The organism is Nonomuraea sp. NPDC048826 (genome assembly GCF_043198225.1).
Lineage (GTDB): Bacteria > Actinomycetota > Actinomycetes > Streptosporangiales > Streptosporangiaceae > Nonomuraea.
Map to the genome: position 1 here is coordinate 581,627 of NZ_JBICUQ010000002.1, position 12,462 is coordinate 594,088.

The window sequence follows — 12,462 nt, forward strand, 5'->3', positions numbered from 1 at the left end:
GCGGAGACGGCCGCTAGACGGCCAGTACCGCCCAGACGAGTTTGCGCGCGCCGCCCGGCGTGAGCCAGCCCCAGGCCCGGCAGAGGGCGCCGACCAGGCGCAGTCCGCGGCCGTACTCGGCGAACACGTCGGCCTCGCCCGTGATCGGCGCGGCCGGGCTGTGATCGCTCACAACGCAGGCGAGCTCGGTGCGGTCCATCAGCAGCCGCAGGTCGATGGCGCCGCCGCCGTGTCGCATGGCGTTGGTGACCAGTTCGGAGGCGATGAGCTGGGCGTCGAAGACGGCACGCTCGGCCCCCCACGAGCCGAGCGTCTGGTCCACGAACCGCCGGGCGACCGAGACACAGCCCGGCTCGAACGTGCTGAGCTCGTGGAAGCCGAACCGATGATCGCGTTCGAGGGGCCGACCCTCGATCAGGACGGCGGCAAGCCATCCTGGTGGCCGGAGACCGCTGGTCGTTTGCGGTCCGGCGTCGAAAGTCGTCATGCTGGCCCCCGAAGCGCGTTCTGGTGTCCAAGACCATCTTTACGGCGCTACGGCTGTGATGCAAGACTCTTCCGTGATTTGCGGATGCAAATCGCAAATGCACGTGCAGTTGATCAAGGAGCAAGGGTGAGCGTGGAACGGGCCGAACCGGTGGGGAGCGACCTCCTGAGACACTCGCCGGGCAGCCCGACGGTCCTGAGAATTCTGCTCGGCACGCAGCTGCGCCGGCTCCGTACCGAGAAGGGCATCTCCCGCGAGGACGCCGGCTACTCCATCCGCGCCTCCCACGCCAAGATCAGCAGGCTGGAGCTGGGCCAGGTCAGCTTCAAGGAACGCGACGTGGCCGACCTGCTCACCCTCTACGGCGTCACCGACCCGGAGGACCGGGCGCCGCTGCTGTCCCTGGCCAAGCAGGCCAACGCGCCCGGCTGGTGGCACAAGTACAGCGACCTGCTGCCGGGCTGGTTCGAGGTCTACATCGGGCTGGAGGGCGCGGCCTCGATCATCCGTACCTACGAGAACCAGTTCGTGCCCGGTCTGCTGCAGACGCCTGACTACGCCAGGGCGGTGATCGCGCTGGCCCACGAGAGCGCCCCGTCCGCCGAGATGGAGCGCCGGGTCCAGCTGCGGACGGCCCGGCAGCGGCGGCTCACCGGCGACAACCCGATCACGCTCTGGGCGGTGATCGACGAGGCCTCGGTGCGCCGGGTGCTGGGCGGGCCCGAGGTGATGCGCGGGCAGATCGAGCACCTGCTGGAGATCACCGCGCACAACAACGTCACGCTCCAGGTGATGCCGTTCGACCGGGGCGGGCACGCCGCGGCCGGCGGGCCGTTCAGCATCCTGCGCTTCCCCGAGCCGGAGCTGCCCGACGTGGTCTACATGGAGCAGCTGACCAGCGCGCTCTATCTGGACAAGGTGGGCGATTCCGAGCACTACATGAAGGTGATGGACCGGCTGAGCGTCCAGGCGGAGCAACCGCGTGAAACCCGGCGGTTCCTGGAGAAGCTCCTGAACAGGTAAGAGTCTCGTGTGAGCCATCACATACGGGAATTTGGCCATCCGGTATATGCGCTTGGGTCTGTCCCTCTATTCTCGACTCGTAAGCGCGGATGCACGTGCATCCGTAAGGGACGAGGAGCAACACCCATGCACGAGTTCCGCAACGGAACGCCCGCCCGTCGTCTCCCCGTCGACTGGCGCAAGAGCGCGCGGAGCAACCCCAACGGCAACTGCGTCGAGGTGGCGACCCTGCCCACCGGCGAGGTGGCCATGCGTAATTCCCGATTCCCGGACGGTCCCGCGCTCGTCTACACACGAGCCGAAATCACCGCGTTCGTCCTGGGCGCCAAAGACGGAGAGTTCGACGACCTGCTGGTCTGATCAGCCATAGGCCCGCCACCCGGCGGGCACCCGAAACCCGCCGTCCCGCCATCCGGCGGGTGCGCGAAAGCTGTCATCGCCCGCCGTCCGGCGGGCTGCCGAAAAGCCCCCGTAGGCCCGCTGTTCGGCGGGTACGCGACAACCGCCATCGCCCGCCGTTCGGCGGGCATGCGAAAGCCGCCGTCCGGTTCGGACGGCGGCTTCTTTCGTGCGCGGGGCGAGGTGCGCCTGATCAGGCAGTTGTCCCGACCGGGTTCTCCGGGGCCCGACGTGCCGGGCCCCGGGTCATCGGGACAACTGCGCGATCACGCGATCGTTCGAGACGCTGCCGGGTGTGTCAGGCGGCGGAGATGCCGGCGCTGGCGGCGCGGCGCATGCGACGGCGACGCTCGGAGGCGCGCTCGTCCTCGTTGAGGCCACCCCACGTGCCGTACTTCTCGGGCCGGGACAGGGCGTAGTCAAGGCACTCCGTGCGGACGGGGCACCCGGCGCAGATCGCCTTGGCCTTCCGCTCACGTACGTCACGCTCGGGCTGCCGCTCCCCGTCGGGGCCGAAGAAGAGCACGAGGTCCTCACCCCGGCACGCGGCATCATCCTGCCAACCCCAGCTGGGGCGCGGGCGGGCGAGCTGCCGACGTACCTGAGACATGAGAAAACCACCTTCGTGAGAGGTATTTCGGTAATTGAGCCGCATTGGACGCTTTGGGCGTCACTGTTCCAACGCAATGCAGGACCGTGATGTTCCCTTGGTCAGGCGAAGGCAGGCGTGGCGTACCGCACAGGCGTAAGCCTGTCCAGCGAAACCAGCCGGTAGGTGGTGGCCTTGTCGGCGCAAACCGAGCCGCACGGCGCTTGCCACGCCGAGGGCCGGACCACAACCTTGAGCCGGACGCCGCCGCAGCGCACGATGGCTTCGGTGACGTCGCCGTCCGACTTGGAGGATTCCACGGCCACCGCGCCGACAGAGCACTCTCCCGTATGGGCTCGGGCGAAGTGCTCGACGGCTTGCAATGGCTCAGGGATGCCCGCGCGTCCCCGGAAACGGTCGAGAATGATCTCGCCCGACCGGTACGCGTTAGCCGCTGCGATCGCAGCAGCCTGAGACATGCTGCCGTAGAAAATTCCGTGTGGCAAGCACACGAGGTTGGCAGCGTACCGATCGCCGCCAACGTGTGACGTTTCCCACACCCTTTCTGGCAGTTTTTCCGCCAGAGCTCGGGCGAGGGGCAATCCAATGCGGGCGCAGCACGCGTTGCGCTTGGCATGCGTGCACACCAGAAATACCGGCTCGTCTTCAAGTATGCAGGACTCGGGGACCACTCCGGCCACCAGCGCGTCCAGGTCAAGATCGTCAGGACCTGCGACGACGCCGCCGGCGAGCCATGGCCGGTCTCCGACCCCGTACCCGACTAGCACGCGGATGCCCTGCTCCCGCGTCCGGGTGCGGCGTCCGGGACGGCGGATGAGCTGCGGCCGGATGTCGCGGGCGAGCGCCCGCGCCACCAGTTCGGCGATGTTCTCAGGAAGTTCGAAGCTTTCCAGATGGGACGGCCACGGGCCGGCGTACTCGATGAGGAGCCAGAGCCGCGCGCCCGTCGTGGCGCTCGCCAGAGTGGGGATGCCGCCGGTATGGCATCCCCTCGCATGTTCGCAGCCCTTCGCCACACCGTCCCCCTTCCAGTAATTAGGTAAGACTAACCTAACGGAGGGGAGAGGTTCAGCCGAACACACCCTCGGCGACCGCCAGCGCCCGATCGCGGTCTGCGGCCACCAGCCCGATCCGCGTGCGCCGGTCCAGCAGGTCGGCCGCGTCGAGCGCGCCCTCGTGCCGCACGGACCAGACGAGGTCGCCCCGGGTCAGGCCGAGACCCACCGGCTCGGGGTGCGCCGTCACGAGCCGGTGGACCGCCGCCGCCTCGGCGCCGTAGCGCTCGGCCAGCCTGCGCGGCACCCCGGCGGCCGGCCTGCCCGCTCCCACCAGCGGGACGGCGGCCGTCCGGCTCGGCCCGGCGCGCAGCCCGCGCACCGCCACGGCCCGGTCCACCGCGTCCTGCGCCATCCGCCGGTAGGTGGTCAGCTTGCCGCCCACGACCGTGACGATCCCGCCCGACGACAGCACCGCGTGCCGCCGCGACAGATCGGCCGTGTGCCCACCGGGGTGCCCGCCGGCGTGCCCGCCGCTGTGTCCGTCAGCGCGCCCGCCCGTGTGTCCGTCAGCGTGCCCGCCGGTCCGCCCTCTGGTCCGCCCATCGGTGTGCACCCCCGCCAGCAGCGGCCTGAGGCCCGCGTACGCGCCCGCCACGGCGTCTCTCGGCAACTCGATCTCCAGCACCCCGTTCAGCACGTCCAGGAGCGTCCTGACGTCCTCCTCGGGCGCCTCAGGGACGTCGGGCACCGGCCCGTCCACCGCCACGTCCGTGAGGCCCACGTACACCCGCCCGTCGGCCTGCGGCAGGACGAGCGCGAACCGGTTGCTCTCGCCTGGGATCGGCACGTGCAGCCCCGCCCGCAGGCCCGGCAGCGCGCCCGGCGCGAGCACCAGGTGGGTGCCGCGCGAAGGCCGCAGCCGCACCTGGGGGTCCAGCCCGCCGGCCCACACGCCGGTCGCGTTGACCACCGCCCGCGCCCGGATCTCGAACTCCTCGCCGGTCAGCTCGTCACGCACCCGGGCGCCGCTCTCCCGCAGCTCCAGCGCGCGGCAGCGGGTGAGGACCCGGGCGCCGTGCGCGGCCGCCGTCCTGGCGAGCGCCACCACGAGCCGGGCGTCGTCCAGCACCCGCCCGTCCCACGACAGCAGGCCGCCGCGCAGCCCCGCCGCGCGCAGCGCCGGGGCCACCTCGCGGGCCCGCGCCGCCGTCAGCGTCGAAGGGCCGGGCAGCAGCCGCCGCGGCGTTCCCGCCGCGCGCCGCAGCCCGTCGCCGAGCACGTAGCCGGCCATCACCGTCGCGGCCTGGGCCCCGGTGACCCCCGGCGTCAGCGGCAGCACGTACGGATGAGCCCGGACCAGGTGCGGAGCCGTGCGCGTGAGCAGGATGCCGCGCTCGACCGCGCTCTCGTACGCGATGCCGACCTGCCCCTTGGCCAGATAGCGCAGCCCGCCGTGGATCAGCTTGGAGCTCCATCTGGAGGTGCCGAAGGCGAGGTCGTGGGCGTCGATCGCGGCCACGCTCAGACCCCGCGAGGCGGCGTCCAGCGCCGCGCCGGCCCCGGTCGCGCCCAGCCCGACCACCAGCACGTCCACCGGTTCCTCGGCGGTGCGCGCCAGCTCACGGGCCCTTCTCGCGGCGTTCAGCGAGCTGTTCATCGGCCCGCACCGCCCTCGTGCCCGCCGAGGCCCGCACCGCCCTTGTGCCCGCTGAGGCCCGCGCCGCCCTCGTGCCCGCCGAGGCCCGCACCGCCCTTGTGCCCGCTGAGGCCCGCGCCGCCCTCGTGCCCGCCGAGGTAGGCCCTCAGCAGCGTGGCGAGCTCGGCGTCGAGCTCGTCGAGGGTGACCGGGTCCAGCATGGTGGGCGCCGACAGCAGGAACGACTGCGCGACCAGGAGCACCGCCCTGGCCCTGCGCGGGTCGCCGAGCGCCGGCTCCAGCGCCGAGAGCACCGCCTCCTGGCTGGCGCCCCGCCGGTCGAGCAGGTAGGGGATCAGCAGCTCGGGGTCGGCCTCCACGATCTTGCGCCAGAGCGGGTGCTCGCGCAGCCCGCGCACCCCGGCCACGACCGCGGTCACGGGATCGGCCAGGTCGAGCCCGCTGATCACGCCAACCCACTCCCGGGTCATCAGGTCGCCGACCAGCGCCCGCATGTCCGGCCAGTGCCGGTAGATCGTCATCCGCGACACCCCGGCCCGCCGCGCCACGTCCGTGAGCGTGGTGCGGCGCACCCCGTAGGCCAGCACGCAGTCGCGGGCCGCGTCGAGCACGCCGTCATTGTGACGTATAGCCGTCATGTGTCACAGTGTAACGGTGACTTCGGAACCGATGCTCTGGTCCGGCTGGGGAGATCCGGCCAAGGCCCGCGAACTGCCGGATCAGGTCCGCCGGCTGCTGCACGACCTGCTCGGGGTGCGCGCCCCGGCGACGCCCGCCGCCGAGCTCGAGTCCGTACGGGTGCCGCCCGCCGCGCTCGCGCCCCGGCTGCTGGCGGCGCTGACCGGCCTGGTCGGCGACGGTCACGTGCTGACCACGCACGAGGAGCGGGTTCGGCACGCCCGCGGCAAGTCCACGCCCGACCTGCTGCGGATGCGCGCGGGCGACGGCGACGGCGCGCCCGACGCCGTCGTGCTGCCCGGCGGCCACGACGAGGTGGCGGAGGTCCTGCGGCTGTGCGCGGCCGAGCGGATCGCGGTCGTGCCCTTCGGCGGCGGCACCTCGGTCGTCGGCGGGCTCACCGCCGGCCGCGACGGCTTCGCCGGGGTGATCTCGCTCGATGTGCGCCGGATGAACCGGCTGGTGGAGGTCGACACCGAGTCCATGACCGCGGTGTTCGAGCCGGGCGTGCCCGCCCCCGAGGCCGAACGGCTGCTCGCCGCGCACGGCCTCACGCTGGGCCACTTCCCGCAGTCCTTCGAGTACGCCACGCTCGGCGGTTTCGCCGCGGCCCGCTCCAGCGGCCAGGCGTCGGCCGGCTACGGCCGGTTCGACGACATGGTCGCCGGGCTGACCGTCGCCACTCCGGAAGGCGACCTGGACCTGGGCCGGGCGCCCAAGTCGGCGGCCGGGCCCGACCTGCGCCAGCTGGTGCTCGGCTCCGAGGGCGCCTTCGGGGTCATCACCTCGCTGCGGCTGCGGGTGCGCCGGGCCCCCGCCGAGAAGGCGTACGAGGGCTGGCGCTTCCCCGGCTTCGCCGCCGGCACGGCCGCGCTGCGGGCGCTCGCCCAGGACGGCCCGCTGCCCACCGTGCTGCGGCTCTCCGACGAGACCGAGACCATGATCGGCCTGGCCCGCCCCGACCGGATCGGCGCCGGCGAGTCCGGCTGCCTGGTGATCGCCGGCTACGAGGGCGCGTCCATCGCCGCCCGCCGCGAGGCCGCCGCCGCGGTCCTGACCGCGCACGGCGGCGTCCCGCTGGGCGAGGAGCCGGGACGTGCGTGGGCGCACGGCCGCTTCTCCGCGCCGTACCTGCGCGACTCGCTGCTCGCCGTCGGCGCCACCGTGGAGACGCTGGAGACGGCCGGCTTCTGGGCCAACCTGCCGCGCCTGTACGACGCGGTCCGGCTGGCGCTGCTCGGCGCGCTCGGCTCACCGCTGGTCATGTGCCACGTCTCCCATGTGTACGAGACCGGCGCGTCGCTGTACTTCACCGTCGTCACCGCCCAGGAGGGCGACCCGGTGGCGCAGTGGGAGCGGGCCAAGGAGGCGGTCAACACGGCCATCGTCGAGGCGGGCGGCACGATCTCGCACCACCACGGGGTCGGCCGCGACCACCGCGACGCCTACGCCGCCGAGATCGGCCCGCTCGGCGTGGCGATCCTGCGCGCGGTCAAGGACCGGGTGGACCCGGCCGGTGTGCTGAACCCGGGAGCGCTCGTCTGATCAGCGCTCGTCGTGCTCCATGACCCTGGAGGCCTCGGCCGACGCCTCGGCCGCCTCGCTGTAGCGCTGCAGCGCCTCGTAGGCGGCGGCCAGGGCGATCAGGGAGCGGGCCAGCGGGGCGCCGCCCTCCCGCCTGGCCAGCGCCACCGACTCCTCGGCCACCGGCAGCGCGTCGGCCGGGCGCCGGCGTCTCAGATGCAGACCGGCCTCCACGATCAGGGCCCGCACCAGCAGCGAGGTGTGCTCGGGACGCTCCGCCACGATCTCGCGGCTCATCGACACGGCCCGGCTCACCTCCCGCAGCGCGGCCCGCGCACTCCGCGTGGCGGCGTACGCGAGCAGGCCCTCGACGGCATCCACCCGGGCGGTGCTCCGCCTGAGCGCGTCATCGGAACCGTTCCGGGCCATGGCAGCCCTCCTTGGCGACGACAACCGCTTGCTTGGGGCGTCGAGGCTACACCATCGTGAACGAGCTGTGTCGGCAACAGCACGCTCCGTTCGGATGCGCGGGATGGGACCCGCGGGCAAAGATGGAGTCATGGTGGAATTAGCGGCTGAACGGGGGAAGCGGGCCTCGTCGCGGGTGTCCGAGGAGGGCGCCGGATGGGCCTGCCAGGAGATCGGCACGTTCGACCGGCTGCGGCCGGCCGGCCAGGGCTTCACCTGGCTGAACCCGGTCACACTGTGGAAATCGAGAAACGAGGTGCTCGCCGGCCTGTTCGGCGACCCGGCCGGCGACGTGCGCGAGCAGTGGGTGGCCGCCCTGCACGCGCGCGGGGCCGACCCCGACTTCCGGATCACGCCCGAGGTGGGCGAAAGTTTCGACTTCCTGCTCGTGGGCGACACCGGCGAGGGCGACGCGTCCCAGTACGCGGTGGTGCCGGGCATGCTGAAGGCGGGGGAGGGCACCGCGTTCGCCATCCTGGCGAGCGACATCATCTACCCGGCGGGGTCCGGCAACGACTACCGCGACAAGTTCTTCCGGCCCTACCAGGACTACGACGCGCCGATCTACGCCGTCCCCGGCAACCACGACTGGTACGACGGGCTCGGCGGGTTCATGCGGGTCTTCTGCGACGCCTCCCTCAAGCCCAAGCCCGACCGGGGGCTGCGCGGGCTGCTGTGGCGCAAGCCGGAGACGATCGACGAGCCGGCCCTGGCCGAGGCGCGCAAACTACGCGGCCGCCCCGCCCAGCAGGCCGGGCAGCCCGGCCCGTACTGGGTGATCGACACCCCGAGCCTGCTCGTCGTGGGCGTCGACACCGGCATCAAGGGCACCATCGACGCCGGTCAGACCGCGTGGCTGCGCCGCGTGTCGCTCGACCCGCGGCCGAAGCTCCTGGTCACCGGCAAGCCGATCTACACCGGCAACGCCTACAAACCGTCCGCGCTGGAGGGCGGCGGCACCATCGACGACATCGTGCGCGACCCCCGCCACCGCTACGTGGCCGCCGTCGGCGGCGACGTGCACAACTATCAGCGCTACCCCGTCCAGGTGGGCGACCGGGTGATCCAGTACGTCGTGTCCGGCGGCGGCGGCGCGTTCATGCACGCCACCCACACGATCCGGCGCGTCGAGGTGGGCGGCGTGCACGAGGACGACTACCGCTGCTACCCGCTGCGCGGCGACTCCCTGTCGTTCTACAGCCAGCTCTACGCCAAGCGGCTGCGGATGAAGTGGCTCTGCCTCACCCCCGACGAGGCCGCCTGCATCATGGCCGAGCAGATCGGCAACACGCCGGTGCGGCCGGCCGACGGCGCCGTGACGATCACCCGGCGGATGCGGTGGGCGGCCCGGCTGCTCGGGTCCTGGCCATGGCCGTTCCGGCTGCCGGTGGACCGGGTTTTCCAGCACTTCCTGTCGGAGTTGTCCGACTGGGACACCCCGCCGTTCTTCAAGCAGTTCCTGCGTCTGTCGGTCACCCCTGACACGCTCACCATCCGCTGCCACGCCGCCACCGGGTGCCTGCGGCAGGAGCTCGAACCCCCCATCGAGGACGAGGTCCACATCTCTTTGTCGTAGGCGCCTGGCAGTCTGGAGGCGTGTACGTGGTGCTGGCCGGACAGAGCCTCCTTCCCGTGGGCGAGTCGTCCCGCGCCGCCGCGCCGGCCGACCTGCCCGGGGCGGTGCGCGAGCTGGAGGCGGGGCGGCCGCGGTGGGCGTGGGCCGACACCCGCGAGACCTACCCGCCGCTGCTCGCCGCGGGGGTGCGCGTCGGCCGCTGCCACGATCTCGCCCTCACCGAGGGGCTGCTCCTGGCCCACGAGGGCCGCTACGGCGAGCCGCGCTCGGTCAGGGCCGCGCACGCCAGGCTGCACGGGCTGCCCGTCCCCGACGATCCGGCCGACGAGCAGCCCGGCCACCCCGGCACGCTGTTCGGGCCCGAGCCGCTGCCCGCCGAGGCGGTGGCCGAGGTGCTCGCCGACCAGCTCGCCCGCATCGCGGCGCTGCCCGACCCGGGCCGGTTCCGGCTGCTGGTCGCCGCCGAGTCCGCGGGGGCGCTCATCGCCGCCGAGATGACCCACGACGGCATGCCCTGGCGCCGCGACGTGCACGACGCCCTGCTCACCGAGATGCTCGGGCCCCGGCCGGTGCACGGCATGCGCCCGGCCAAGCTGCAGGCGCTGGCCGACCGGGTCTCGGCGGCGTTCGGCCATCCGGTCAACCCCGACTCGGTGCGGCAGCTCGTCAAGGCGTTCAAGACCGCCGGGGTGGAGATCAAGTCGACCCGGTCGTGGGAGCTCAAGCGCGTCGGCCATCCGGCCGTCGAGCCGCTGCTCGCCTACAAGGAGCTGGCCCGGCTGCACAGCTTCCACGGCTGGACCTGGGCCGACCAGTGGGTGCGCGGCGGCCGGTTCCGGCCTGAGTACGTGGTCGGCGGCGTGGTGTCCGGCCGCTGGGCCACCAGCGGCGGCGGCGCCCTGCAGATCCCCAAGGTGCTGCGCCGGGTGGTGGTGGCCGACGAGGGGTGGACCCTCGTCGTCGCCGACGCCGCCCAGCTGGAGCCGCGGGTGCTGGCCGCGATGGCGGGCGACGCCCGGCTGGCCGAGGCGGCGGGGGAGATCGACCTCTACTCGGCGCTGGCCACCTCGTTCGGCGGCCAGCGCGACCACGCCAAGATCGCCATGCTGTCGGCGATGTACGGCGGCACCAGCGGCGACGCCGCCAGGCTGCTGCACGTCATGCGCCAGCGCTTCCCGAAGGCCTACCAGTTCGTCGAGGACGCCGCGAAGACGGGGGAGGAGGGCCGGCTGGTCCGGTCCTGGCTCGGGCGCACCAGCCCGCCCCCGTCCGCGTCGTGGCGTGAGCTCGTCTCCGGCCCCGAGGGCGGGCGGGCGGCGCGCGACCGGGGGCGGTTCACCCGCAACTTCGTGGTCCAGGCCACCGCAGCAGAGTGGGCGCTGTCGCTGATGGCGGTCCTGCGCGGGCTGCTGCCGGAGCCGGCCAGGCTGGTGTTCTTCCAGCACGACGAGGTCATCGTGCACTGCCCGCTCGACCTGGCCGAGCAGGTCGGCGCGGCGGTGCGGGCCGCCGCGGCGGAGGCCACCAGGCTGCTGTTCGGGGCCACGCCGGTGCGCTTCCTGATGGAGGCGGTGGCGGTCAGCTGCTACGCGGACGCCAAATAGCGCCCGACCTGCGGGCCGTCAGCTGTCGCGCGGACGCCGGACGGCGCCCGACCTGCGGGCCGTCAGCTGCTACGCGGACGCCGGATGGCGCCCGAGCTGCGGGCGTTCAGCTGTCGCGCGGACGCCGGATGGCGCCCGACTGGCGGGCCGTCGAGGCCAGCCACACGGCGGCGAGCGCCACCATCACGCCCACGCCGAGACCCAGCACCCCGTACGACAGGCCGCCGACGATCACGCCGGCCAGGACCGTGCCGGTGGCCCCGCACACGTTCATGAGCAGGTCCGACAGGCCCTGCACGGCCGGGCGGCCCTCGATCGCGACCGACTCGCTGACCAGCGCGGAGCCGGCCACCAGCCCGCACGACCAGCCGAGGCCGAGCACGAACAGCGCCACGGTCACCTGCCACACCCGGTGGCCCGAGGTGCCCGCCAGCACGGCGGAGGCCAGCAGCAGGCCCATGCCGAGCAGCAGCACCGGCACCCGGCCCACCTTGTCCGCCAGCCAGCCGACCACCGGCGACATGACGTACATGCCGGCGATGTGCAGGCTGATCACGATGCCGATCACGTCCAGCTCGGCGCCGTCGTGGTGCAGCTTGACCGGGGTCATCGACATGATCGAGACCATCGCCGTGTGGCTGACGGCGATCATCACCAGGGCCTGGCGGGCCATCGGCGTGGTGCGCAGGATCTCCCAGGCGGTGCGGACCGTCCGGTTGCCCGCGTCCGTCGTGGGCTTCCTGCCGTCGTGCTCCCTGGCCAGCTTGAGCGGGTCGGGGCGCAGGCCGGCGAAGACGATGAGCAGCGCCAGCGCGAACGCCAGCGCGGCGAACGCGAACGGCCCGGCCTTCTCCACCAGCCCGGCGTCCATGCCGATCCGGTCGGCGGGTTCGGCCAGGTTGGGCCCGGCCACCGAGCCGACCGTGGCCGCCCACACCACCAGCGACAGGTGCCGGGCGGCGTGGTTCTTCGGCGACAGGTCGGTGGCCGAGTAGCGGGCCGCGAGGTTGCCCGCGCTGCCGCCGCCCACCAGCACCAGCCCGGCCAGCAGCAGCTGCCAGTTGCCGATGCTGATCGCGGCGACCGAGATGGCGCAGCCGAGCAGCGCCGCGAGGTAGGCCAGCGCCAGGCCGGACCGCCGGCCGCCGCGGCCGGACGCCTTGGCCGTCGGCAGCGCCAGCAGGGCCGCGCCCAGCACGGTGGCGGTCCCGGCGAAGCCGCTGATCATCGTGGAGCCGGAGAGCTGGTCCACGACCACGGAGCTGAGCGCCAGCCCGACGGCGACGCCGACGCCGCCCACGATCTGGGCGGCCGAGAGCACCATCAGGGTGCGGCGCTGGATCGCCTTGAGGTGTCCTGAGGAGGAGACGCCGGAGGCCGTGGGGGTGCTCGTCACCCGTGAAGTCTCCCATATCCCCAAAGATCGCCTTAAAGGGCG

Annotated in this window: 12 protein-coding genes; 5 read left to right on the top strand and 7 right to left on the bottom strand. The window is 72.9% G+C overall.

Going from position 1 to position 12,462, the window contains the following annotated elements:
- Positions 1–13: 13 nt before the first annotated feature.
- Entirely contained in the window at positions 14–487 is a 474-nt protein-coding gene (locus ACGFI7_RS08330) for an ATP-binding protein (RefSeq protein WP_393400798.1), read from the bottom strand.
- Positions 488–613: 126 nt separating this feature from the next.
- Between ACGFI7_RS08330 and ACGFI7_RS08335 the strand changes: the two genes are divergently transcribed.
- Together ACGFI7_RS08335 and ACGFI7_RS08340 are read left to right on the top strand one after the other, a co-directional pair.
- On the top strand, positions 614–1,510 hold the full coding sequence (locus tag ACGFI7_RS08335; protein ID WP_393400801.1) for a helix-turn-helix domain-containing protein: 897 nt from the start codon (positions 614–616) through the stop codon (positions 1,508–1,510).
- Positions 1,511–1,636: 126 nt separating this feature from the next.
- Positions 1,637–1,870, top strand: a complete 234-nt coding sequence (locus ACGFI7_RS08340; RefSeq protein WP_270159809.1) for a DUF397 domain-containing protein — start codon at positions 1,637–1,639, stop codon at positions 1,868–1,870.
- 337 nt (positions 1,871–2,207) lie between these two features.
- Here ACGFI7_RS08340 and ACGFI7_RS08345 read toward each other — a convergent pair whose 3' ends face one another.
- The 4 genes from ACGFI7_RS08345 to ACGFI7_RS08360 form a co-directional block, all read right to left on the bottom strand.
- Entirely contained in the window at positions 2,208–2,519 is a 312-nt protein-coding gene (locus tag ACGFI7_RS08345) for a WhiB family transcriptional regulator (protein WP_270159808.1), read from the bottom strand.
- A gap of 101 nt (positions 2,520–2,620) precedes the next feature.
- Positions 2,621–3,535 carry a sucrase ferredoxin gene (locus tag ACGFI7_RS08350; RefSeq protein ID WP_393400805.1) on the bottom strand — a complete coding sequence of 305 codons (915 nt, stop codon included), beginning with the start codon at positions 3,533–3,535 and terminating at the stop codon, positions 2,621–2,623.
- Between the two features lie 52 nt (positions 3,536–3,587).
- A complete protein-coding gene (locus ACGFI7_RS08355; protein WP_393400807.1) occupies positions 3,588–5,174 on the bottom strand; it encodes a glycerol-3-phosphate dehydrogenase/oxidase in 1,587 nt (528 codons plus the stop codon).
- Positions 5,171–5,812 (bottom strand): TetR/AcrR family transcriptional regulator, encoded by a 642-nt coding sequence (locus ACGFI7_RS08360; protein WP_393400810.1) that lies wholly within the window; start codon positions 5,810–5,812, stop codon positions 5,171–5,173. Before ACGFI7_RS08360 ends, ACGFI7_RS08355 begins: the two co-directional genes overlap by 4 nt.
- A gap of 31 nt (positions 5,813–5,843) precedes the next feature.
- Between ACGFI7_RS08360 and ACGFI7_RS08365 the strand changes: the two genes are divergently transcribed.
- Positions 5,844–7,397 carry an FAD-binding oxidoreductase gene (locus ACGFI7_RS08365; RefSeq protein ID WP_393401905.1) on the top strand — a complete coding sequence of 518 codons (1,554 nt, stop codon included), beginning with the start codon at positions 5,844–5,846 and terminating at the stop codon, positions 7,395–7,397.
- Here ACGFI7_RS08365 and ACGFI7_RS08370 read toward each other — a convergent pair whose 3' ends face one another.
- The gene (locus tag ACGFI7_RS08370; protein WP_393400813.1) at positions 7,398–7,805 is read right to left on the bottom strand and encodes a hypothetical protein; all 408 of its coding nucleotides are present in this window, start codon (positions 7,803–7,805) and stop codon (positions 7,398–7,400) included.
- A 130-nt stretch (positions 7,806–7,935) separates the two neighbouring features.
- Here ACGFI7_RS08370 and ACGFI7_RS08375 point away from each other — a divergent pair, with 130 nt between their 5' ends.
- Together ACGFI7_RS08375 and ACGFI7_RS08380 are read left to right on the top strand one after the other, a co-directional pair.
- The gene (locus ACGFI7_RS08375; protein WP_393400816.1) at positions 7,936–9,420 is read left to right on the top strand and encodes a metallophosphoesterase family protein; all 1,485 of its coding nucleotides are present in this window, start codon (positions 7,936–7,938) and stop codon (positions 9,418–9,420) included.
- 20 nt (positions 9,421–9,440) lie between these two features.
- Positions 9,441–11,024, top strand: a complete 1,584-nt coding sequence (locus ACGFI7_RS08380; protein WP_393400818.1) for a bifunctional 3'-5' exonuclease/DNA polymerase — start codon at positions 9,441–9,443, stop codon at positions 11,022–11,024.
- Between the two features lie 106 nt (positions 11,025–11,130).
- Here ACGFI7_RS08380 and ACGFI7_RS08385 read toward each other — a convergent pair whose 3' ends face one another.
- The gene (locus ACGFI7_RS08385; RefSeq protein ID WP_393400821.1) at positions 11,131–12,420 is read right to left on the bottom strand and encodes an MFS transporter; all 1,290 of its coding nucleotides are present in this window, start codon (positions 12,418–12,420) and stop codon (positions 11,131–11,133) included.
- Positions 12,421–12,462 lie beyond the last annotated feature (42 nt).